The following is a 21,116-nucleotide window of genomic DNA, read 5'->3' as shown; positions in this document are numbered from 1 at the left end:
CTTACGCGCGCAGCTCGCGGCTGCCGTTGGACTGCATGGGCGGCACCAGGCCGGCCAGCTCCATGGATTCCAGGAGGTGGGCGGCGCGGTTGTAGCCAATGCGCAGATGGCGCTGGATGAGGGAAATGGACGGGCGGCCGTGCTGGCGCACCACCATGACGGCCTCGGTGTACAGCGGGTCGACTTCGCCGACGTCGTCGTGCTCGAGCGGCAGTTCGCCCGTGGCCTGCGGTGCATGGTCGGCCAGCTTCTCGCCGCCCAGTGCGTAGACGAGCTCGGCCAGCAGCTTGGCGATTTCGCCGGCCATCAGCAGGAACTCGGCGTCGAACAGCTCGGCGCCTGTGTCCTTGGGGTCCTGCTTCTCGCGGAGCACGTCCAATGGCCGAATCTTGTGGATGTCCAGGTCCTCGGTCAGCTCGAACGAGATGCGGTCGGCCCAGGTCATGGCCAGGCGGGTGCACTGCTTGCCGGCCTCGATGTGGCGGCGCACGTCGTCGGCGTCGATCGAGTGGTGGACGTAGCGGATGACCGCGCCGCTGCCACCCGAAGCGCGCAGTTCGGCGTCCTGGTCGATGCTGAAGTTGGCCGGCGCTTCGTCCTCGGCCAGCCAGCCGGTCATTGCTCTGGCCGGCGATTGGGCGACGTAGAGGTGCTCGACCGGGAACGGGTCGATGCTCTTGGCCAGCAGGCCGATCGCGGTGTCCGCTTTCGCCGGCGTGCTGGTGTCGACGATCAGCCAGCGCTCAACGGGGTCGATCCACAGGCGGATATCGTCGTACTGTGTCAGCGCCGTGGGCAGCTTCTCTTCGATGATGCGCTCTCGAATCTCTTTCATCTGCTTTTTGCCCGGCTTGTAGCCTTGCTGCTCTTCGATCTCGCGGGCCCGGGCCGCGGCGGCCTGGTTGATGGCCTTGCCGGGCAGCAGCTTGGATTCGCTGCGCACCGTCAGCATCAGCTTGCCGCCCACGGCGTGGGCGAGGGCGGCGCCCTCGCGCGGCGGCACCCAGCCGACGGACTGGAGCTGCAGCTGGCCCGCCGGCACGTAGGCATGCTCGGCGAGGGCGTCGTTCAGGGCGTCCAGATCCCAGAAGGCCTGAATGGACGTCAGCCGGTAAATCTTGGCGTTCTTGAACATGATGGCGTCCCCTTATTCCGGCGCGACCATGCGGCGGCGGGTGTTGGCGGCGGGGCGCTGCTGGGCTTGCACCTCCTGCTGGCCCTGCAGCTCCTGCTGGGCGGGCTGCTGCGGACGCGTCATGGTGAGGCGCCGTTCCTGGTACACCTGGTGCAGGCGGGCGCGCTCACCCAGATCGGCCACGCCGTCGATGGAATCGGCGGCCAGGTCCAGCACGTCGAGCGACTTCGCGTTCAGGATCTGGTGCTCGACCTTGGCCGGGTCCAGGCCGGCATCGGCGACCTGCTGATCGGCCTGCTGCGCCTGGGAAGCGGGGGTGGCAGCTGCCGCGCCCTGCGTCGGGTTGCGGGCCCCGGCTTGTGCCCTCGCGGGGGCGGTGTCGGTGGTCGCGGCAGGCTCGTGCGCCTCCAGGTCCGTCGCATCGGCCTGCGCCGACGCGGGCCGACGCTGGGCCGGCTGGGCGGCCTGGCGCAGCTCGTCCACGTTGACGCTGATGGTGCCGTCGGGCGCGGTGGTGGCCTCGATGATGTCCTGGGCTTCCTCGACCGTCTGCAGGCCCATCAGCAGTTCGGGCGCGTAGAGCTTGCCGAAGAAGCTGGCGGTGCGGTATCGCAGCATGACCTCGTCCATGGTCTGCCACTTGCTGCCGTTCTTCGTGTACCAGCCTTCGAGGACGGCCATCTCGATCGACACGGCCGGCGACTCGATCACCTCGCCGGTTTCCTTCTCGATCGCCCAGGCCACGCAGACCTTGTCGTTGATCTTGACCTTCTCGACCTTGGTGTGCCGCTGGTTGTTCTCCCAATAGGTCCACTTGTATTCGACCTCGCGTTCACCGCGGCTTTCGATGCGGAAACGCAGGGGCGAGAATCGGCCGCAGCCGTTGATCGCGGCAATGATCCACTGCGAGGACCAGGACGGCCGGCCCTCGACGATGTAGAGGTTCTGCATCACCATCAGCGGATCGGCGCCCATGCGCTGCGCCATGTTCAGCGCGACGACCGAATTAGCCAGCGCATTCGGGTTCTCGCGGCTTTCCTTGACGTTGCCGTAGCGGTCCACCTTCTCGATGGTCTGGCGATAGGCGACAGGCACCAGCGTGCTGCTGGAGAGCAGACGGGCCGCGCGCTGCATCAGCTCGAAGCCCTGCAGGCTGTCGAAGCCCGGTGCGACAACGGGCATTTGCGGTTCCGGCACCGCGCGAAGGCTTTGTACGGTAGTGGATTGGGACATGTTTCAGCCTTTGAATTTGCAGGTGGAGTGGCGCGGGCAGTACTTGCCCGAACAGAGGACAGATTTGGGGTTGGCGTAGAAGCTGCCGCTGTGCAGGAGCCGGGAAGCGTGCTGGAGCAGGCCGGGGCTGTCGTCGGTGCCGACGAGCGCGTCGCGCGCGCCAGTGATTTCGCCGGTGCCCACGCGCTGGGCAACGGCGGTTTTCCCTGTCTGCAGACCGACGATCTGCGCCGGCGCGGTTATCGGCTGGCCGATGGCGTGCTGGGCGAGGATCTCGTAGACGCCCATCTGAGGGCCGTGGCCGGCAGTGGCGACTGTGCCGTCCGCACCGACGGCGCGAGCGCCGCTCTTGAGGTCCGCAATGCCCAGCTCGCCGCTGGCGACGCGGCGGACGCGGTCCGTCGTGCCCGTCAGCGCGATGCCCAGGTCCGAAATCTCCATGCGCTCGCACGTGAGTTCGACGGCAACATAGTCTTGGTGGGGCGCAATCTCGGCGCAGTAGCGGGTATGCAGCGCCAGGGCGATGCGTTCGACGTCCTGCGGCCGCGCCTCGTCCCAATCCACCTCCTCGGTGGTGTCGTGCAGGGTCTTGACCAGCTCGCCGGCGGCGTCATCGGGGGTGATCGGGCTCCCGTCCAGCTTGGCCTGGTCGAATGCGGCCGTGCCGGCGTGGATTGCCGTGCCCAGGCGCGCGGCGCCCGAGGACGGCATACGCATGCCCAGCAGGTTCTTGGCTTCCCAGCGGGCCGGGCAATCGAACAGCTCGGCAAGGCTGGACGCGCGGATCGGAATAATGCGTTGCATCATGTTGGCTCCGGGGTCAGTTGTTGTGGGGCGCAGTGGCTTCGGCGTGCGCCGTGCGGGCGGCGGCTTCGTCGGCCTGCTGGACGAAGCCGTAGGCGAGGACCACGGCGACAAGGGCGAGCGCCGCGATGGCGTGGTCGCGGTCGAGTGTGGCGAGGAGGCGGCGGATCATTGGGCACCTCGGGCTTTACGGATGACGGCGGCGGCATTGGTGACTGCGGCCCAATCGTCGCCAAGCTGTTCGGCGGCGACCGCGTACAAAACGCTCAAAGCGTCAAGCATCTCCGGCGCGGCGGCGATCAGGCGGGCGTTGGCATCCCCTTGGCCGTCGTCGCCGACTTCGGCGTGAATAATCAGACACCGGTCGCCGCGGTCATCGGCCACGCTGGCGATCACGTAGTGGCCGGCGTCAACGCCGTGCTTTGCTTTCGTGCAGAGCCAGGGGCCGGGCGTGTGCTGGGCGCTCATGCGTGCCTCGCATAGTCGGAGTCCGGCACGATCACGACGTCGCCGCGGATCTGGTGGGGAATGCCGCGGGCGGCCTGGTACAGGCGCGTGGCCGCCGGGTTGACGGGCAGGTTTTTCAGGATGCCTTGGTCATCGACCAGCATCACGTGCACGCGGTCAGAGAGGCTGACGGTGTCCAGCGCATCGGCGCCGATCATGTGGCAGACGTCCTGGATGGCATGCGGGCCGTGCAGCTCGGTTTCGGCGCCGTCGGCGCGGATCAGCTTGCGGATGGGTTTCATGCGCGGGCCTCCTGCTCGGCGTCAAGCGCGGCCTGGGCGATCTGCGCCAGCTCGGCGTCGCGGTCCGGGTGGCCGGTGGCGCCGCCCGCGACCTGCGCGAGAGCGCTGCGCAAGCGGGCGTTGGCGAGGCGCAGGTGGTGGTTCTTCGCCTGCAGCGCGGCCTCGCTGACCATCTTGGGCAGCTCATGCTCGGCGGCGATATAAGGCCGGCCCTGCAGCGCGGCTTCGGCGCGGCTCGCGATCCAGCGCAGGCGGCGCGTTTGCGTCGAGCTGGCGCGCGCCGTGCGCATGATGTGGTCCAGGGCGTCCTGCAAGATTTCCGCAGTGGACGGCAGCGGGATGGGGGCGTTCATAACGGGCGGTTCTCCATGGTGGGCGCCGCGCCGGCGCGAATCTGCCGGCTGGGCATGCAGTCGAAGGTGACGCGGGTGGTGGGCGGGAATACGGCCAGTACGTCGAGGCATTCGGCCTGCGTGGCGAAGCGCTCAATCACCATCACGGGCGCGCGGTCGTGGCCGGCAGGCAGGAACGCCAGCAGGACCCAGAGGGTGGCGGCGGTCATACGGTCGGGCTCCAGGTGTCGGCACGCCGCAGGCGCGCCATGACGGCGTCGCCGGCGCGGGCCAGGACATAGGCAATGGGGAACAAGAGGAGGGCGGCAGTCATTTGCGCGGCCTCCGGCGCGCCGCGATCAAATCGCGGACTTCGAGCCAAGCGAGCAGCACGCCGATGATGAGGAAGCCGAGCATCAGATTGCCCCCTCACCGAGACCGGGGGAGCGCTCGAGTAGCTGGCGGGCGCGCTGCACGAGATCGTTCTCCAGCTCCTTGACGCCTTCGGCACCGGCGCGCTGGTCGAACGGCCATTTGCTGATGGCCTTGACGACTACGCCGGCGGCGGCCTTGGGGCTGATGTCGCACTGGAAGGTTTCGGCCCACCAGTCCAGGTCCTCGCCGAATGCCCTATCAGCGCGGCCCGCGAACAGATCGCAGAGCACGCTGAGGATGTCGGCGTCGTTCAGCTGCACGGACGGGACTGACCCTTCGCGGTGAAAGTAGCCGTGGTCGGCGGTGCGGGTCGGGTCGTCAGGCAGGGCGGCGACTGACGGGGCGATGTGGACTTGCATGGCGTCTCCCATGTTGGCTACCTGCTGGTGGTAGGTCGGCAGCGCCAGAACCGTCTAGCACTGTAATGCTAGATTCTAAGCATTAAATGGCTAGTGTCAAGCATTATGATGCTAGATTCACACAACAAAAAAGCCGCACTGGGCGGCTGTCATGGGGCAGGGCGGGAGCTACCGGTCGTCGATAGAAAAAAGGCTTTCACCTGATGATAGGAATTTGCATAGCGCCCGCTGTGGCAGGACATTTCCAAAACCATTCTTGGCCTCGAAGTCCAGGCGAACTAGCACGGCGCCGTCGTTCAAGGTTTGCGCCGCCGCACCGAACGTACTGAAATTCACGGAGGAGGGAAATTTTGCTGCCGCACGCGTCCTAGACTGGCAGGAAGCCATCGCATCGTTTTCGCTTATTACTGGTTTGGGAGGGGGGTTATCCGCTTCTTGTTTTCCAGGGATGCTGGCCAGAATACCGGCTAAGACTAGGATGCCAAGAAAGCCGACCAACTTCATGCGGCCTTGGCGGCGCAGGTCTGCGAGCGAAGTTGGCTTTTTCATGTCTCTCATACAAAATGACAATGCTGGATATAGATTGTAATTATCACAGCAAATTTTTTTTGCCCCAGCTGTTCACCCAGAGCACATTGCCGTCGGCGCGCCACCTAGGCGGCTCCGCGCTTGCTTTTAATGTCCGGCCCGTCCTGCGTGGCGGCATAGGCCGCGCCGTAGCCACGAGCATTGAGCATCAGGTAGGTGCGTTCGGGCTCGTTCAAGATACGAAAAATCGATAGCAGCTCTTGCTCATCGCTATCGAGGTCTGTAACTGGTGGTCGGGCGGCCCCTAGAGCTGATGAGGTGGGCGTGGCGGACAGTGCGGGCGGTTTGAGTGGCTCAAATCCCGGGACCAGCAGTTGCCAAGCTTCGAACTTGAAAAACCGGGCGATCTGCTCGACGGTTTCGACGTTCGGGTTGCCAGAGCCGTACTTGATGCGTCCGAGCGTGCCGTCGGCAACACCCATGAGTTTCGAGAGGTTCAGGCGAGAGATGTCCTGCCGCGTTTCCAGCAACTTCGTGACGCTCTGAGCGAGGATATCTTTCACGTCTGGCATTTGATTGCTAGTTTATCTAGGTGGCCTAGCCTTTTGGTGCTTGATGATCTAGCCACATAATGCTAGATTGGCGGCATTCATAACTCAACTTGCCGCCATGTCTCTGATCTCCGAAGTTCGCTCAAGCCTGCTGCTAAATAAGGGCCGCTGGCCGGTCATCAGCAAGCGCGCGGGCGTGTCCTATTCCTGGCTGACGAAGTTCGCACAGGGGCGTATCTCCAACCCGGGCGCACGCCAACTCGAATCTGTGGAGGCCGCCTTGCGCGAGCCCATGGCAGGCCACCCGACGAAACTGCCCGCCCCGGATGGCGGGACTACGGCCCTACAGGCCCAAGTTGGCGAGGGCGGCCATGCGCAAGTCAGGTAAGCGCATAACCACCTCGCGGCGTGTCCGCGAAGCGATATGTGGTCTGGCACTCGTGGCAGGTAAGCACAGCATTCGCGCCGCCCTTGCCTTGGAGTATCGATTTCACCGAGCGATTGTCCATACAAGTGGGACATATGTAATGCGACGGCTCGGAGCCACGGGCCGCTTCTTTAAGGCGCAGGGTGAAGGTTCCGGGGTAGTTCTGTACCAGCTCGTAACGCTCGCGCTCGCTAATGCGTTTTTCAAGTTGGCGAATTCGGTCTTCCAACTCGTGCACCCGAGTCTGCGCCGCGCGTTCGCGATCGGCTGCTGTCGAAGCCTTCTCGTTCATGGCAATGCAGTGGGCTCCAGCTATGGCGAGTTGTGCTTGAAGGTCGTAAGTGGCAGCCGCTATTTGCGCTTCGTCCTTGAGCTCGACCGCCGCCTTATAGGCGTTCGCGGCAAATGTGATCCCGCTCAGGAATCCCGGAATATCCATCACAGTTCCCCCAACGTAGAAAAGGGTGGCGTAGGAACCCCCGATTCTACGTTGCGCGGGAATTCCGGCGCGGAGAGGATATGACGCGCTCAATGCATTGTGCCGGCCGCCTCAGAGGCCGGCCCGCCCGCCGTACGCGTATCGACCTCGTAGCACAGTCGGCCGAACACCTCGCGCACCGTGGCCTCGTCGGCTTCGCCTACCACGCTGTCCGCGATCTCCTTCGCCAATTTCAGCAGTGCCATCGTGGCCTGCGCTGCATCGCCTTTTCCTCGCACATCCATTTCCGTTCCCCCCGTTTCTGCCGCTGTGGGGGAAATGTAACTGCCCGGAGTACCTGACGCATGCGACATGAATCGCACAAAACCCTGATTTCCATCCTGCGCGAGCACACGTCGGCCTGGCGCAAGTCGCAGGACTGGTCCCGCGAGACCATGGCCGACGTCATCGTCGCCGCGCACGAGCGCACCAATGGCGCCGCCGCGACCGGCATCCGCTTTGAACCGAACACGCAGGATACCTTCGGCCGCATGAAGGTGAATGCCGACCGCGTGTTCCGCTGGCTGGACGACGAGTCGAAGGACACGAACCTGCTACCGGCCAACTTCATTCCGTCGATCCTGGCCGCGATGCCGCACGACCGTCGGCGCCACTGCGTGGACGACATCCTGCGTCCGCTCGGCCTGGCCGTGCGCACGCTGGCACTCGAGGCCGGAGAAGGGCTGGCCCAGGGCCAAGTCACCAATCTCATGCGCGAGCAGACTGAAGCCGCGACCGCCGCGGTCGCGCTGCTGGGCGCCAATGCCACGCCGGAGCAGATGGTGAACGCGCACCGCGAGCTGTCGGAATCCATCGTCGCGGCCCGCGGTGTGCGCGCGGCGATTGAAGGGCAGATGGCGCAGGCCGGGATCGACGTGCCGGCCAAGGAGGCGGACCCGTCATGACGGATTTAGGGATCACCGTACAGCTCCTCGCCGGAGGGGGGGCGGGCGAATTTGGCTGCCAGCTGTTCGCAGGTTGCGGTAGCCACAATTATGAGATCCGCCGCTTCGGAAAGACGTCCCGCAAGGTCAAGCGAATAGCGCTGAGACATCGCTCTCGGCTCCGCAATGCGTTTGATTTCCTCCAGCGCCATATCCGCGATGGCAAGTCCCCGAGCAATTCGGTGCGCCGCTTGGCGTTCCAGTGGAACGAGGTGCATCAATTGTTCGAGGCTGACGTCAATGTCAACGCCGGCAAGCTCTTCCTGCATGCGCGGCAGCGCAGGATCATCGTCATCATAGAGGAACGCGACAGTGCTGGCGGAACGGAGATCTTGTCCAAAGCGGCTGAGCCTTGGTGCCAGATGTGCCGCATAAAGAGCAGCCATCGCGATCTGGTCACGTTTACGCCCACGCGATTCGCTGCTGGCGACCAACAGCGCGATTGCGGCGGCGAGGAAGGTTGCAACTGCCGCTGCCCAAGCGGCCGTCGTCGCGTGAGAGACAAATCCGCGGAATGCGGGAGAAAGTATCGTCGTAACCCCCAATACGATCGCGATAGCGCTGAACACCAGCACCCAGCCTCGCCAATCAAACCAGTCTCGAATGAGTTCCTTCATGTTGGATCTGTTCCTCGTTGTGGGATCGCGGCATCGTATTCGACGCGTAGGAGATTGTCAGCATGACGCCGACGCGCCCCTTGATCCGCTACCACGGCGGTAAATGGCGCCTGGCTCCGTGGATTATTCAGCACCTTCCGCCGCATCGCTGCTATGTCGAGCCTTTCGGCGGCGGCGCCAGCGTGCTGCTGCGTAAGCCTCGCGCTTACGCCGAGATCTACAACGACCTGGACGGCGAAATCGTGAACCTGTTCCGGGTGGCGCGCGACGATGGCGAGCGTCTGGCTCGCGCCTGCGAGCTGACGCCGTTCGCTCACATTGAGTTCGACGACGCGTACAACCCCGCCGAGAATCCGCTGGAACAGGCCAGGCGCACCGTTTTCCGCAGCTTCGCCGGCTTCGGGTCTGCTGCTGTCACAGGGCAAGTCAGCGGCTTCCGGGCGAACAGCAGCCGATCAAGCACGACGCCGGCGCATGACTGGATGAACTATCCGGACTGCCTGCGCCTGCTCATCCAGCGCCTGCGCGGCGTGGTGATCGAGAACCGCGACGCGATTGACTGCATGGCCCGCCACGACGCGGCCGACACCCTGCATTACGTGGACCCGCCCTATGTGCATTCGACCCGCTCATTCCGGACACGGTCTCATTCCTACCGTCATGAGTTGACCGACGAGCAGCACGAAGCGCTGGCCAGCGCGCTGCACCGGTTGAGCGGCATGGTGGTGGTGAGCGGGTATCGCTGTGACCTCTATGACCGGCTCTATGCGGGTTGGAAACGGATTGATGGCCGTGCCCATGCCGACGGCGCGCGTCCCCGCATCGAGTCGCTGTGGCTGTCGCCGAGGGTGCCCAGCAACGCTCTATTTTCACCGGAGGGCACATGACCGATCTGCAGTTGCCCGCGCCCTTGACCCCGCCGGATTGTGATCTGCGCGACTTCGCGTTCATGCCGCTGGACGTGCTGCGCCTGCGCGACAGCGACCTGGCGGTCAAGGCCGACGGCGAATCGTTCCGCTGCGCGGTCCTGCTGTGGTGCGCATCCTGGCACCAGGTGCCGGCCGCCAGCCTACCGGACGACGACGACGTCCTGGCGCAGCTGGCCGGGTTCGGCCGCGTCACGAAGGAATGGCTGCGCCACCGCGACGGCGCCCTGCGTGGCTGGGTGAAGTGCGCCGACGGCCGGCTGTATCACCCTGTAGTGGCGGAGAAGGCCGCCGAGGCCTGGCGCGCCAAGATGATCCAGCGCTGGAAAACCGAGTGCGCGCGCATCAAGAAGCACAACCAGCGGCACGGTACGGACGTCCATGTCCCTGACCTCGATGAGTGGCTGTCTCTCGGTTGTCCCCAGGGACAACCTATCGCTGTCCCTGGGACAAAAAAGCATGTCCCGAAGGACATTGGTAGCGGTCCCGAGGGACACCCCCCCAGTGTCCCTCGGGAAACTCACTCCAAGGGACAGGGAGAGGGACAGGGACAGTATTTAAAAGAAAAAGAAGCAGCGGCGGCGTCTTTCGCGCATGCGCCCGCGTGCGAGGGCGAAGCCCCGCCGCCGTCGCTTGAACCCGACAAGACCCCCGAGGAAAAAGCGCTGGCCGTTGCCGTCTGGCTGCGCCGCCGGGAAAAGGCCCGCGGCAAGCAGCCCAGGGGCACGCAGAGCAACGACCCGCGCATCGTCGCGTGGATCGCGGCTGGCGTGACCGGCGCCCAGCTGGCCGAAGCCTACGAGCTGGCCGTTGCTGACCGCGAGGCCACCGGCGACGCCGGCCCGATCACGGTGGGATTCCTGGACATCTTCGTCGGGAAGGTGCTGCGCCCGCCCCACGCGGAAAGCGCCGTGAACGGCAAGCGGCCGGTGGCCGCCAAGGCCACGGACCCGCTGGGCTGGGCCACAACCGCCTCGGGAATCACGGCCAAGGGCGCCGAGCTGGGAATCGTCCAGCAGGACGGCGAAATTTTCCCGGCGTTCAAGGCGCGCGTGCATGCCGCTGCCGGCCTGACCGAAGCTGACCGCGGCCGCCTGCTGGCCGACTACGGGGTGCGCGCATGACCGCTGCCGTCCAATGCGTCGCCTGCCAGCGCTTCACACTGCGCGACAACGCCAAGTTCGCCGAGCTGGCCCTGGGCCGATGCTCCGGCATGACCGACCGCCCGGGCTCCTTCGTCAGCCCGACCTATCCCCGGCAGTGCCCGGACCACCAACCTGCGCCGGCGGAAAAGACCGCAGCGCGTATCGAATGGCTGCGCCAGCTGCGCGGCGAGGGAGCATGAAGTTGGAACCCATCGTTTTCACAATCCCTGGCGTGCCCAAGGGCAAGGGCCGGGCCAAATCCAGCTCGCGCATCGGACGGGACCCGAAGACCGGCGCCCCGCGCGTGTTCACGCGCCACTACACGCCCGAAGCCACGGCCGCCTACGAAAGCCTGGTGAAGCTGGCGGCGGCAAAGGCCATGGCCGGGCGCGAGGCCTATACCGGGCCAATACGGCTGGAGCTGGCCATCGTGCTGCCGATTCCGCGGTCCTGGTCCGGAGTTCGCCAGCGCCGGGCCGCAGCTGGCGAGATTGCGCCCACCGTGAAGCCCGACGCCGACAACGTGGAGAAGGCCATCAAGGACGGCCTGAACGGCGTGGTGTACCGCGACGACGTCCAGGTCGTGGAGGACAGCAAATTCAAGGCCTACGGCCCAGTACCGGGCGTCAAGGTCGTGGTGACCTTTCTCGAAGGGATCGAACCCGCCCAAGGAGTGAAAAAGAATGCGCCGTGAACCCGGAACCTTTTCGTGCCCCGAGCACGCAATTGCCGTGGCCTACCTGATGCTGGCCTACCCGATCGAGCCGAAGAACCCCACGCAGATCATCTGCGAGGCCTTGCAGGAGCTGTTCGACGTGGGCTACGAGCGCAAAGCGTTGTCGGGCCTTACGCCGCACGACTGGCACGCGCAGGCCGTGTTCACGGTCAAGGTGCTTGAGCGCACGCTGGGCGACAACATCGGCTTCCACATCCTGCGGGCGCAGTACGGCACAGGCGAGGAGGGCGCTGCCAGCGCGCGGCGCGTGTCGGAGTGGTTGAACCCCGAGGCGGCGGCGGACAGCCGCGAGCGCGAGGTGACGGACATGCTGGCGGCGCACATCCTGCGCGGACGGCCGCGGCTGCGCGACCTGTGCGATCGCTTCGACCTGCCGTACTCGGCCCTGCAGCGTCCGGCCAGCGCTTACCGGGTGCTGGTGGAGGGTGCGCGGCGCGCGGCGCTGAAACGCCTGGATATTCGCATGCGCGATGCCGATATCGTGGTGGACCTGGAAGGGGACGTGAAGCCCACGGCACTTGACAACGTGAATCAAGATGAGCAGAATTCGCCCAGACTCGTAGCAAGTACGACCTGATGAAACGCCCCGGCCAAAAACCGGGGCGTTTTTATTTGCACTGCTTGAGTGCGATATCGACGATGGTGTCGACTCGTTTGCGGATCTGCTCTTTTACGCTCTCGGGTGTCTTTTCCCCCGAATGCAACTGGCTCAGCATGTCGTGAAGAGTTGCCCGTCCGTTCTCGACGACAGCACGGTCCCCCTTTGTCGTCAAGAACAAGAGCAGCCCAAGTACTGACGCGTCTGCGGTGGCGGTGGCAATGTAGGTATTGATATCCACACCTGAATTCGACATTTCATCTCCTCAGTAAATCACTTGCTACATGAAAGAAGACGGCGACGGCGGTGCAGCGGTAACTGCACGACCGACAGCCGACCCACGGGTTAAGGCCGTGAGCGACCCGAGGCCGTCCCACCTGTACAGGCGGGGGCAACGGTAACACATCCTCACGAACACATGGCATCCCCCATCATTCCCTGGCTGGGCGGCAAACGCCGCCTGGCAGACCGCATTTTTCCGTTTTTCCCCGCCCATGACTGCTACGTTGAGCCATTCGCCGGCGGCGCCGCGCTGTTTTTCCTGCGCCCGACGCCTGCCAAGGTCGAAGTGCTGAACGACGTGAACGGCGAGCTGGTGAACCTGTACCGCGTGGTGCAGCACCACCTCGAGGAGTTCGTCCGGCAGTTCAAATGGGCGCTAACCAGCCGCGACGTGTTCAAGTGGCTGCAGATCACCCGGCCGGAGACGCTGACCGATATCCAGCGCGCGGCGCGGTTCTTCTACCTCCAGCAGAACGCCTTCGGCGGGAAGGTGGACGGCCAGACCTTCGGCATCGCGACGACGGCGCCGCCGGGCCTGAACCTGCTGCGCCTCGAGGAGAACCTGTCAGCGGCGCACCTGCGCCTGGCCGGCGCCTACATCGAGAACCTGCCGTGGCAGAAGTGCCTGGAGATGTACGACCGGCCCCACACGCTGTTCTACATGGACCCGCCCTATTGGGAAACCGAGGGCTACGGCGTGGGTTTCGGCTTCGAACAGTACGAGGACATGGCGGCGCGCATCCGCCAGCTGCAGGGCCGCGCGATCATCAGCCTGAACGATCACCCCGACATCCGGCGAGCGTTCGATGGCTTCCATATCGAGGCCACAGAGCTGCGCTACACCGTTGGTGGCGGTCGGGGTGTCGAGCGCGGCGAAATCCTGATCTTCAGCTGGGACGTGGCCGCTGCGCCGGCGGGCCTGTTTTAAATCTCAATACTGGCGCTGGCATCGCGCACATCGAGTGTAAATGCGCGATACCTTTGCGTGCACCTAGATCGGTGGCTTGCGCAAAATGCTCAACTGGGCACTTCCAGGATCCCTGTCGGGATCTACCTGCACGCCCGTCGGTAGCCCAAGTGAGTTCAAGAGTCGCTGGAGCTTTGCAAAGGGCTGGTTGTCCTCATTGGCCTCTAAACTTTGCACAGTGAGAACGATTCCAAACTCGTTCACATCCGTTTGAACAATTTCGCGGGGGAATTTTCCTTCTGGCGTCGGGTAAATATTTACGCCCTCGGCGCGTAGTAGAGCTAGGAAATCCATCGCGAAGACTTGGGCTTCAGCATCGGCCACCGCACCGATTTGGAGCTTTAGTGCGGGCTCCCTCTTGAAGTGCTTTGATCGAAGAAAGGCCCCAATGGTATTTGTCTGTTCTTTGCTCAGTCGGCGCACCTCCTGCACACGCTGCAGCTTCTCGTTAAGACGAGCGGCTTCAGCTCGGGCTTCTTCCGCCTGCTTATTTAATAACGCGGTCTCCCTACTAAGTACGGCAGCGCGCTCATGGGCTGCTGCAGCGCGTTCATTCGCCTCTGACGCCTGGAGCTCATTCTTCGCGATTCTTTCATTTGCATATCGCGAAATGTTGTCGGCACTCAGGTACGCGCCGTAGGTGCCGGCGAGGGTCAAGAGCGCCGCGAAGATGAGCATGATCGTGGATGCTGTGCCCAATCTTTCCGCGGCCTCTTGAGTTAGTCGGAATAGCATAAATTCCTGCCCGATAAATGACGCAGTTGAAAAAAACAGATTGGCACCCATGGGTTCGAATGGGCCAAACTGAATTATTGATACTCATTTTGTAACACGGGTAGAGGCCCATGCACGATGGCGAAGCTTTCCGAAGCGCACAAGCGCTTCATCGTCCAGGCCCTGGCCTGCTGGGACACCCCCAGCCAGGTCGCGGAGGCCGTCAAGGACGAATACGGCCTGGACGTGCCCCGCACGCAGGTGGCGCAGTACGACCCCACGAAGGTGGCCGGCCAGGGCCTGGCCAAGAAGTGGCGCGAACTGTTTGAGGCCACGCGCCAGCGTTTCCGGGAGGAAGTGGCCGAGATCCCCATCGCTGACCAGGCCTTCCGCCTGCGCGCCTTGGGCAAGATCTACGAACGGCACATGAGCCGAGGAAACGTCGTCGGCGCTGCCGGCGTGCTGGAACAGGCCGCCAAGGAGGTGGGCGGCGCGTTCACGAACAGACGGGAGCACACGGGCGCCGGCGGCGGCCCGATAGAACAGAAAACGGTGGTGGTCGATGAAAAAGAAGTCGCCGCCGCCGTCGCCCAGCTTAGCCGCGACTATTGACCCCGCGGTCCTGCGCGCCACGGCGAAAGCCATATGCGAGCAGGATCACCTGTTCTTCAGCCGGTACTTTTTCAAGCACCGCCAGGCCATCAAGTTTCGGGTCAACTGGCACCATGAGCTGATCGCCGAGAGGGTGCAGGCCGTCATCGACGGCCGCATCAAGAACCTGGTCATCAACGTGCCCCCGGGCTCGTCCAAGACCGAGCTGGTGGCCATCAACCTGATGGCCCGCGGGCTGGCGCTGAACCCGCGGGCGCGCTTCCTGCACATCAGCTACTCGGACGACCTGGCGCTGCTGAATTCGCAGACGGCCCGCGAGCTGGTGCAGTCGGACGAATTCCAGGAACTCTGGCCCCTGGCGATCGCCGACGACGCGAAGTCGAAGAAGCGCTGGAACGTCCTGGTGGACGGCAAGAAGGCCGGCGGCGTGTATGCGGTCAGCCTGGGCGGCCAGATCACGGGCTTCCGAGCCGGCCACATGGCCGAGGGGTGGCAGGGCGCCATCATCATCGATGACCCCCTGAAGCCTGAGGACGCCTACAGCAAGACGAAGCGGTCGGCGGCCAACCGCAAGCTGCTGTCCACGGTCAAGAGCCGGAAGGCCAACCCGGACACGCCGATCATCGTCATCATGCAGCGCCTGGCGCAGGAGGACGTCACCGGCTTCATCCAGGCGGGCAACCTGCCCGGCGAATGGGAGCAGGTCATCATCCCGTCGCTGATCGACGACGCCTATGTGGCAGGCCTGCCGGTCGAGCTGCGCGCGAAGGTCGACAGTAGCGACCGGGACGGGCAGGGCAGGTTCAGCTACTGGCCGTACAAGGAGCCGCTGGCGGACCTGCTGGCCATGGAAGCCGGTACGGGCGCGGACCAGGACGGCTCGCGCGTCAGCCGCTTCGTGTTCGCGTCGCAGTACCAGCAGCGTCCGGCACCCCTGGGCGGCGATCTGATCCAGGGCGCGTGGTTCGGGCGCTACGTCGTGCCGCCGCGGATCGTCGCGCGCAAGGTGTTCGCGGACACCGCGCAGAAGACCGCCGAGCGCAACGACTACAGCGTTTTCGAATGCTGGGGCCTGGGCGAGGACGGCAAGATATACCTGCTGGACCTGCTGCGCGGGAAGTGGCAGGCACCGGAGCTCAAGCGCCGCGCCGTAGATTTCTGGGCCAAGAACAAGCCGTTCAACCCGAAGCTGTCGGCGCCGCTGCGCCAGCTCCTTATCGAGGACAAGTCCAGCGGCACCGGCTTGATCCAGGACATCGGCGCCGACGGCAGAATTCCCGTCAAGGGCGTGGAGCGCGACAAGGACAAGCTCACGCGGCTCATGGACGTGCAGAGCTACATCGAGGCCGGCTTGGTCTGCATCCCGGCTGAGGCCCCGTGGGTGTCCGACTTCGTGACCGAGTGCGAGGCCTTCACGGCCGACGACACGCACGCACATGACGACCAGGTCGATCCCATGGTCGACGCCATCAACGACATGCTCGCCACCGCGGGCAGCAACCTAGGGCGCTTCCAGGCGCTGGCAAGCACATGATGAACCAAGACGGCTACCTCAGCGCCGTGCTGGGCCAGGCCCTGCTCGACGCGTCGCCGGGCGGCCTCGGCGCGCTGGACGACCTGGCGATGTATGCCGAAGGCGGCCTGGCGGCGCGCGTGGTGGACATAATCCCGGACACGGCCGTGTCGCGCGGCGTGGAGATTACGGGCGATGACCGTGTACGAGGGGAGCTGGACCGCTTGAAGGCGCTGCCTGCGCTCGCCGATGCGTGGCGGTGGGCACGCCTGACCGGCGGCGGCGCCATCGTCGTCATCGCCAAGGACGGCCGATCGCTGCGGGACCCGATCAATCTGGAGGCCCTGGACCAGCTGCTCGAGCTGAAGGTATTCACGCTGGACGACGTATCGGCCACCGAGAGCCGCTATTCGGACCCGAACGAGGCCAACTACGGCATGCCCGAGCTGTACCGTGTGCGGACGCAGGCGGCGGGCGTGCCGTCGGCCGAGTTTTTCGTGCACGAAAGCCGGTTGATCGAGGTTCCGGGCGATCCGCTGCCGGCGAAGCTCAACCGCAAGGGTATTCCTTGGGCCGGCCGCCCGGCGGTGACCCGGGCCTTTCGCGCCATCCGGCGCTACAGCGAGGGCCTGCATTGGGCGCTGCGGCTGCTGGAGAAGAAGCAGCAGGCCGTCCACAAGATGAAGGGCCTGGCCGAGGCGATCGAGGCGGAACTGGAGGCCGCCATCCGAAAGCGGGTGGAAATGGTCGATTCCGTGCGCAACGCCCTAAACGGCGTCGCGGTGGACTCCGAGGACGACTACCAGATCCTCAGCTCCGACATGGGCGGGGTGAAGGACACGCTGGCCGAGTTCCAGATTTCCGTGGCTTCGGAGACCGGCATGCCGGTGACGCAGCTTTTCGGACGGTCGGCTTCTGGCTTGAACGCCACGGGCGACGGCGACCTCGAAGGCTTCTACAACACCGTCGCCATGGGCCGGGAAGTGAAGATCAACCCCGCCTTGGAGCGGCTGGTGTCGCTGATCCGCGCCCAGCGCGCTCTGGCGGCGGGCGACAAAGGGCAAGGCGAGACCTGGTCAATCAGCTGGCCTGCGCTCAAGCCGGCGACGGCGAAGGAAGCCGCCGAGGTTCGAAAGGCCAACGCCGAGGCGCAGGCCCGGGAAATGGAAGCGCTCAGCGCGGCCGTGGACAACGGCCTGAGCCAGGAGCAGGCGCTCGACTACATGAAGCAGGAAGGGCACTATGGCCTCGTCCCCGACACCCGCGGCCAGTCGGCGCAGGCGTACGCCGCCGCCACCTAAGCAATGGCGCTATCCGCTTGGCGACGAGCGGGACTACCTGCGCGCGTTGCGCACGTACGCGGAAGCGGCCATTCTGGCGGTCGAGCGTCACGTGCTGCCCGAGCTGCCGCGCGTGCTGCGCCAGGACGACCTGCGCAACACGCCCGAAGGCGACGAGGGCTGGTTCGAATCGCTGCGGCGGGCGTTCATGGACGCCCTGGGCGCGGCTACCGTGACCGACCGCGCGGCGCAGGGCCTGGTGGCGCTGGTCGCGCAGCGCGTGGAGAAATACAACAAGGAGCAGTACCACCGGCTGCTGCGGCGGGCGTACGGCGTGGACGTTTTCAAGGCAGAGCCAGCCCTGGCCAGAATCCTGCGGCCTTGGGAGGCCGAGAACATCGGCCTTATCAAGTCCATCCCGGAGCAGTACCTGGACACGCTGCACGGGCGCGTCGTGGCGGCGGTGCGCAAGGGCACGTCGCTGCGCGACATGACGGCGCAGATCCGGCAGACCTACGACCTGCCGCGCAAGCGCGCCGAACTGATCGCCCGAGACCAGATCGGGAAGCTGAACGGCGACCTGACCGAATACCGGCAGACAAACATCGGCGTCAAGAAATACCGGTGGCGCGGCGTCTTGGATGAGCGCGAGCGCGACGAGCACGTCGCCCGCGAGGGCCAGGAGTTCGAATGGGAGAACCCGCCGGCCGACGGCCACCCCGGCAAGCCGATCCGCTGCCGGTGCTGGGCTGAAGCGATCCTGCCGGCCCTCGATGATCTGGATGGCCTGATCGTCCACTGAAGGAAACACCATGGCAATGCGATATGACCGCGCGCCGCTGAAGGCCACCCGGACGGACGAGGGCTACCTTGTCGACACGCCGGTGCTGACCCGTACCGGCGTATTCGAATATCGGGACGGCGCCGGCAAGGTGCGGCGCGAGTTCCGGCCGCCGGAGGAAGTGTTCAACGCGGACTCGATGGCGAGCCTGCGCGGCAAGCCGATCACGGACGGACACCCGGGCAAGGTTACCGCCAAGAACGTGCGCCAGCACATCGTCGGTACTGCGCTGTCCGCCGGCCGCCAAGACGGCCAGAACATGGTCGGAGACATCCACATCTTCGATACCGGGCCCGTGGACGCCGGCAACAAGGAGTTGTCGCTCGGCTACGAGCTCGAGCTGGACGAAACGCCCGGCGTCTCGCCTGAGGGCGAACGCTACGACGCCGTCCAGCGGAACATCCGATACAACCACCTGGCGGTGGTGAAACGCGGCCGCGCCGGCAACGCGCGGCTGAACCTTGACGCGGCAGACGCCGTAACGAAAACCGAAGAGGAAAATGACATGACCATGGTCAAAATCCGCCTCGATTCCGGCCTGTCGTATGACGCGGCGCCGGAAGTGGCGAACGAGCTGGAGCGCCTGCGCGCCGAGGTGAAAGCCGCCAACACCAAGGCGGACACCGAAGCGGCGCGGGCCGACAGCGAAAAGGCACGTGCTGACCAGGCCCTGGCGGACATCGCCAAGGCGCGCCAGGACGCCCACAGCGCCGCGCTGGCGCGCGTGAAGCTGGAGGCCACGGCCACCCAGCATAAGGTGGACTTTAAGGCCGACACCGCCGACCGCGCGCTGCGCGAGGGCGTCATCAAGGCCATCCGCGGCGATTCCTTCGACCTGACCGGGAAGTCCGACGGCTATGTCGAGGCGGCCTTCGACCTGGCCGTCAGCGACGCCCAGGCGCGCCAGGACGCGGTGGCGGAGCAACGCCGGCAGATGGGCGGCCAGCAGCCGGCGGGCGCCGGTCAGCAACGCGCCGACGGCGCCGATCAGCCTGCTTCGGCGCGCTCGGCCCGCGACGCCTATCTCTCGAACCTGAAGAAAGGAGGCGAATAATGCCCCCCATCTATGACGACCGCATGGACGTTGCCTACGCCGGCATGAAGGCGGATCTGGGTTACGACGACGTCGAGACCTGCGCCGCCGCTGGCAGCATCCGGCCCGGCGTGATCGTGGGCGACACCACCGGCGACCGCATCGTCGCCGGCCCCGGCACCCGCATTCGCGGCCTCGCCCTGCATACCCACACCATCCCCCGCGACAGCGGTTATCGCGAGTTCGACGCGGTCAGCGTGCTGCGCGTGCGCCGCGCCTGGGCGCTGGTCACCGACGGCGGCGCCGTCACCAAAGACGGCCCGGTGAAGTGCGCCGCTGACGGCACTGTCTCCGATGGCGGCGCCACGGCGGTGCCGAACGCGGTGTTCCGTTCCGGCGCGATCGACGTCGCCAGCGGCAAGATCGCCCTGATCGAGCTGCACGCGCCGTTCGCGCAGGCCCCGGCCGCGCCCTGAGCGGCCAGCCCCAACCGACTAACCAAAGGCCCCGCAAGGGGCCTTTTTCATTGGGAAAACCATGAAAGTACACGAGCATTACGACGAGGCCGACCTGCCGGCCGTCAAAAAGATCGTCGTGGCGCTGGCCGGCATGCGCGAGGACGAAGGCCTCTACACCGCGCGACAGCTGGACTACGTCAAGACGCGCACCTACGACAAGAAGCTGCCGCCGATGATCGGCCTGCAGCTGGTGCCGATCTCCACCGAGGTGCCCGAGTGGGCGGAAACCTTCACGTACACCATGTTCGACGAGGTCGGCATGGCGAAGATCGTCGCCAACTATGCCGACGACCTGCCGCGCGCCGACGTCAAGGGCGAGGAAAAGGTCGCCCAGATCAAGAACATCGGCGACTCCTACGGCTACAGCGTCATGGAGCTGCGCGCCGCCGCGGCCAACCGCACCGACCTGCCGACGCGCAAGTCGATGGCTGCACGCAAGGCCGTCGAGATCAAGCTGAACCAGATGGCGCTGGTGGGGGATACCAAGTTCGGCCTGTATGGCCTGACGAACCACCCGAACGTGCCGCTGGTGGTGGGCCTGCATGGCGACTGGCTGAACCCGACCACGACCGCTGACCAGATCCTGGCCGACCTGGACATGATCTACGACGCGGTGCCGAACCAGTCGAAGGACATCCACACGCCGACCCGAATCGTCATGCCGACCGAGCACCGCAGCCGCATCTTTTCGCTGCGCGTGCCCGACACGAACGGCAAGACAGTGGGGCAATTCTTCCAGGACAAGCATCCGGGCCTGCAGCTCGTGGGCGCGTCCGAGTTCAAGGGCGCCGGCGCCGGCGGAAAGGACCTGATCCTGGCCTACGAGTACAGCGAGGAGAACCTCGCCATGGAGCTGCCCATGCCGTTCAACCAGCTGGCGGCGCAGGCCCGCGGCCTCGAGCTGGTGGTTCCCTGCCTGGCGCGCGCCGGCGGGGTGGTCGTCTACTACCCGCTCTCGATGGCGAAGGGGGAAATCTGATGCGCTATTTCGTCAACACCTCCAAGGCCGTCATCAACATCGGCGGCCACACCGTGATCGCACCGACGAAGGCCGCCGCGGTCGACGTCGAGGTCCGCGGCGTCAAGGACCTGATCGACCGCGGCCTGCTGGTCGAAACGGAGGCCCCGCCGGAGGCCAAGGCCTCCAAGAAGCGCGGCAGCGCTGACGACAACTCGGACGGCGCCAAGGAGCCGACGAAGGTCGCCGAGCTGAAAAAGTGGCTGGACGACCAGGGCGCGCAATACGACGCCTCGGCCAGCAAGGCGGAGCTGCAGGGCCTGTACGAGGCCCTGAAGGCCAGCCTCGCGGAACAGGTCAACGCCGGTGATCAGAACGGCGCTGGCGCCACGGAGCAGTAG

Annotated in this window: 31 protein-coding genes and 1 pseudogene; 15 read left to right on the top strand and 17 right to left on the bottom strand. The window is 65.3% G+C overall.

All coding sequences use genetic code 11. The features are described 5' to 3' along the window. Position 1 precedes the first annotated feature (1 nt). The 14 genes and pseudogenes from AC1IQ6_RS17960 to AC1IQ6_RS17895 all read right to left on the bottom strand — a co-directional run bounded on the left by AC1IQ6_RS17960 (position 2) and on the right by AC1IQ6_RS17895 (position 7,237). A complete protein-coding gene (locus AC1IQ6_RS17960; RefSeq protein WP_485866582.1) occupies positions 2–157 on the bottom strand; it encodes a DNA translocase FtsK in 156 nt (51 codons plus the stop codon). A gap of 84 nt (positions 158–241) precedes the next feature. Then, positions 242–1,138 (bottom strand): annotated as a pseudogene (locus AC1IQ6_RS17955) (recombination-associated protein RdgC); the annotation flags it as partial. 9 nt (positions 1,139–1,147) lie between these two features. Further along, complete coding sequence (locus tag AC1IQ6_RS17950) at positions 1,148–2,317, bottom strand: hypothetical protein (RefSeq protein WP_485865096.1); 1,170 nt, start codon at positions 2,315–2,317, stop codon at positions 1,148–1,150. Positions 2,318–2,371: 54 nt separating this feature from the next. Next, positions 2,372–3,172, bottom strand: a complete 801-nt coding sequence (locus AC1IQ6_RS17945) for a RecB family exonuclease (RefSeq protein WP_485866581.1) — start codon at positions 3,170–3,172, stop codon at positions 2,372–2,374. A gap of 16 nt (positions 3,173–3,188) precedes the next feature. Continuing rightward, positions 3,189–3,344, bottom strand: a complete 156-nt coding sequence (locus AC1IQ6_RS17940) for a hypothetical protein (RefSeq protein ID WP_485865095.1) — start codon at positions 3,342–3,344, stop codon at positions 3,189–3,191. After that, positions 3,341–3,640 (bottom strand): hypothetical protein, encoded by a 300-nt coding sequence (locus AC1IQ6_RS17935; RefSeq protein WP_485865094.1) that lies wholly within the window; start codon positions 3,638–3,640, stop codon positions 3,341–3,343. The genes AC1IQ6_RS17940 and AC1IQ6_RS17935 overlap by 4 nt, the downstream gene beginning before the upstream one ends. Next, positions 3,637–3,921 carry a DUF3846 domain-containing protein gene (locus AC1IQ6_RS17930; RefSeq protein WP_485865093.1) on the bottom strand — a complete coding sequence of 95 codons (285 nt, stop codon included), beginning with the start codon at positions 3,919–3,921 and terminating at the stop codon, positions 3,637–3,639. Before AC1IQ6_RS17930 ends, AC1IQ6_RS17935 begins: the two co-directional genes overlap by 4 nt. Continuing rightward, positions 3,918–4,274, bottom strand: a complete 357-nt coding sequence (locus AC1IQ6_RS17925) for a hypothetical protein (RefSeq protein WP_485865092.1) — start codon at positions 4,272–4,274, stop codon at positions 3,918–3,920. The genes AC1IQ6_RS17930 and AC1IQ6_RS17925 overlap by 4 nt, the downstream gene beginning before the upstream one ends. Beyond that, complete coding sequence (locus AC1IQ6_RS17920; protein ID WP_485865091.1) at positions 4,271–4,483, bottom strand: hypothetical protein; 213 nt, start codon at positions 4,481–4,483, stop codon at positions 4,271–4,273. The genes AC1IQ6_RS17925 and AC1IQ6_RS17920 overlap by 4 nt, the downstream gene beginning before the upstream one ends. 186 nt (positions 4,484–4,669) lie before the next feature. Next, positions 4,670–5,047 (bottom strand): hypothetical protein, encoded by a 378-nt coding sequence (locus AC1IQ6_RS17915; protein ID WP_485865090.1) that lies wholly within the window; start codon positions 5,045–5,047, stop codon positions 4,670–4,672. 168 nt (positions 5,048–5,215) lie between these two features. Beyond that, a complete protein-coding gene (locus AC1IQ6_RS17910) occupies positions 5,216–5,596 on the bottom strand; it encodes a hypothetical protein (protein WP_485865089.1) in 381 nt (126 codons plus the stop codon). Between the two features lie 104 nt (positions 5,597–5,700). Next, positions 5,701–6,147, bottom strand: a complete 447-nt coding sequence (locus tag AC1IQ6_RS17905) for a helix-turn-helix domain-containing protein (protein ID WP_485865088.1) — start codon at positions 6,145–6,147, stop codon at positions 5,701–5,703. 359 nt (positions 6,148–6,506) lie between these two features. Next, entirely contained in the window at positions 6,507–6,992 is a 486-nt protein-coding gene (locus AC1IQ6_RS17900; protein WP_485865087.1) for a hypothetical protein, read from the bottom strand. An 89-nt stretch (positions 6,993–7,081) separates the two neighbouring features. Continuing rightward, entirely contained in the window at positions 7,082–7,237 is a 156-nt protein-coding gene (locus AC1IQ6_RS17895; protein WP_485865086.1) for a hypothetical protein, read from the bottom strand. 99 nt (positions 7,238–7,336) lie between these two features. Between AC1IQ6_RS17895 and AC1IQ6_RS17890 the strand changes: the two genes are divergently transcribed. After that, complete coding sequence (locus AC1IQ6_RS17890; protein ID WP_485865085.1) at positions 7,337–7,936, top strand: toxin YdaT family protein; 600 nt, start codon at positions 7,337–7,339, stop codon at positions 7,934–7,936. Between the two features lie 5 nt (positions 7,937–7,941). Here AC1IQ6_RS17890 and AC1IQ6_RS17885 read toward each other — a convergent pair whose 3' ends face one another. Beyond that, on the bottom strand, positions 7,942–8,592 hold the full coding sequence (locus AC1IQ6_RS17885) for a hypothetical protein (RefSeq protein ID WP_485865084.1): 651 nt from the start codon (positions 8,590–8,592) through the stop codon (positions 7,942–7,944). Positions 8,593–8,654: 62 nt separating this feature from the next. Between AC1IQ6_RS17885 and AC1IQ6_RS17880 the strand changes: the two genes are divergently transcribed. From AC1IQ6_RS17880 to AC1IQ6_RS17860, 5 genes are read left to right on the top strand one after another with little or no spacing between them, the layout of a single operon-like run. After that, positions 8,655–9,479 carry a DNA adenine methylase gene (locus AC1IQ6_RS17880; RefSeq protein ID WP_485865083.1) on the top strand — a complete coding sequence of 275 codons (825 nt, stop codon included), beginning with the start codon at positions 8,655–8,657 and terminating at the stop codon, positions 9,477–9,479. Further along, on the top strand, positions 9,476–10,642 hold the full coding sequence (locus AC1IQ6_RS17875) for a DUF1376 domain-containing protein (protein ID WP_485865082.1): 1,167 nt from the start codon (positions 9,476–9,478) through the stop codon (positions 10,640–10,642). Before AC1IQ6_RS17880 ends, AC1IQ6_RS17875 begins: the two co-directional genes overlap by 4 nt. After that, positions 10,639–10,863, top strand: a complete 225-nt coding sequence (locus tag AC1IQ6_RS17870; protein ID WP_485865081.1) for a hypothetical protein — start codon at positions 10,639–10,641, stop codon at positions 10,861–10,863. The genes AC1IQ6_RS17875 and AC1IQ6_RS17870 overlap by 4 nt, the downstream gene beginning before the upstream one ends. After that, positions 10,860–11,357 (top strand): RusA family crossover junction endodeoxyribonuclease, encoded by a 498-nt coding sequence (locus AC1IQ6_RS17865; RefSeq protein ID WP_485865080.1) that lies wholly within the window; start codon positions 10,860–10,862, stop codon positions 11,355–11,357. The genes AC1IQ6_RS17870 and AC1IQ6_RS17865 overlap by 4 nt, the downstream gene beginning before the upstream one ends. Beyond that, on the top strand, positions 11,347–11,976 hold the full coding sequence (locus AC1IQ6_RS17860) for a hypothetical protein (RefSeq protein WP_485865079.1): 630 nt from the start codon (positions 11,347–11,349) through the stop codon (positions 11,974–11,976). The genes AC1IQ6_RS17865 and AC1IQ6_RS17860 overlap by 11 nt, the downstream gene beginning before the upstream one ends. 31 nt (positions 11,977–12,007) lie before the next feature. Here the strand turns inward: AC1IQ6_RS17860 and AC1IQ6_RS17855 are convergent, their stop codons facing one another. Further along, positions 12,008–12,253, bottom strand: a complete 246-nt coding sequence (locus AC1IQ6_RS17855) for a hypothetical protein (RefSeq protein ID WP_485865078.1) — start codon at positions 12,251–12,253, stop codon at positions 12,008–12,010. 162 nt (positions 12,254–12,415) lie between these two features. Between AC1IQ6_RS17855 and AC1IQ6_RS17850 the strand changes: the two genes are divergently transcribed. Continuing rightward, entirely contained in the window at positions 12,416–13,207 is a 792-nt protein-coding gene (locus AC1IQ6_RS17850; RefSeq protein ID WP_485865077.1) for a DNA adenine methylase, read from the top strand. Positions 13,208–13,270: 63 nt separating this feature from the next. Here AC1IQ6_RS17850 and AC1IQ6_RS17845 read toward each other — a convergent pair whose 3' ends face one another. Further along, on the bottom strand, positions 13,271–14,032 hold the full coding sequence (locus tag AC1IQ6_RS17845) for a hypothetical protein (protein WP_485865076.1): 762 nt from the start codon (positions 14,030–14,032) through the stop codon (positions 13,271–13,273). Positions 14,033–14,098: 66 nt separating this feature from the next. On the opposite strand from AC1IQ6_RS17845, the gene AC1IQ6_RS17840 reads away from it, so the two are divergent. The 8 genes from AC1IQ6_RS17840 (at position 14,099) to AC1IQ6_RS17805 (ending at position 21,116) form a co-directional block, all read left to right on the top strand. Next, positions 14,099–14,572 carry a DUF2280 domain-containing protein gene (locus AC1IQ6_RS17840; RefSeq protein ID WP_485865075.1) on the top strand — a complete coding sequence of 158 codons (474 nt, stop codon included), beginning with the start codon at positions 14,099–14,101 and terminating at the stop codon, positions 14,570–14,572. Beyond that, a complete protein-coding gene (gene terL, locus AC1IQ6_RS17835) occupies positions 14,523–16,106 on the top strand; it encodes a phage terminase large subunit (RefSeq protein ID WP_485865074.1) in 1,584 nt (527 codons plus the stop codon). The genes AC1IQ6_RS17840 and terL overlap by 50 nt, the downstream gene beginning before the upstream one ends. Beyond that, positions 16,103–17,386: a phage portal protein gene (locus AC1IQ6_RS17830; RefSeq protein ID WP_485865073.1), complete on the top strand. Its 1,284-nt coding sequence runs from the start codon at positions 16,103–16,105 to the stop codon at positions 17,384–17,386. Before terL ends, AC1IQ6_RS17830 begins: the two co-directional genes overlap by 4 nt. 46 nt (positions 17,387–17,432) lie before the next feature. Then, positions 17,433–18,167 carry a phage head morphogenesis protein gene (locus AC1IQ6_RS17825; RefSeq protein WP_485865072.1) on the top strand — a complete coding sequence of 245 codons (735 nt, stop codon included), beginning with the start codon at positions 17,433–17,435 and terminating at the stop codon, positions 18,165–18,167. Between the two features lie 10 nt (positions 18,168–18,177). Beyond that, positions 18,178–19,260: a DUF2213 domain-containing protein gene (locus AC1IQ6_RS17820; RefSeq protein ID WP_485865071.1), complete on the top strand. Its 1,083-nt coding sequence runs from the start codon at positions 18,178–18,180 to the stop codon at positions 19,258–19,260. Continuing rightward, positions 19,260–19,715 carry a structural cement protein Gp24 gene (locus tag AC1IQ6_RS17815; protein ID WP_485865070.1) on the top strand — a complete coding sequence of 152 codons (456 nt, stop codon included), beginning with the start codon at positions 19,260–19,262 and terminating at the stop codon, positions 19,713–19,715. The genes AC1IQ6_RS17820 and AC1IQ6_RS17815 overlap by 1 nt, the downstream gene beginning before the upstream one ends. A 61-nt stretch (positions 19,716–19,776) precedes the next feature. Next, positions 19,777–20,736, top strand: a complete 960-nt coding sequence (locus AC1IQ6_RS17810) for a DUF2184 domain-containing protein (protein WP_485865069.1) — start codon at positions 19,777–19,779, stop codon at positions 20,734–20,736. After that, positions 20,736–21,116 (top strand): hypothetical protein, encoded by a 381-nt coding sequence (locus AC1IQ6_RS17805; RefSeq protein ID WP_485865068.1) that lies wholly within the window; start codon positions 20,736–20,738, stop codon positions 21,114–21,116. Before AC1IQ6_RS17810 ends, AC1IQ6_RS17805 begins: the two co-directional genes overlap by 1 nt.

This window comes from Achromobacter sp. MUI-25009338 (assembly GCF_057359325.1).
The sequence above is the reverse complement of the archived record's forward strand: the minus strand, read 5'-3'. Positions and strand labels throughout refer to the sequence as shown.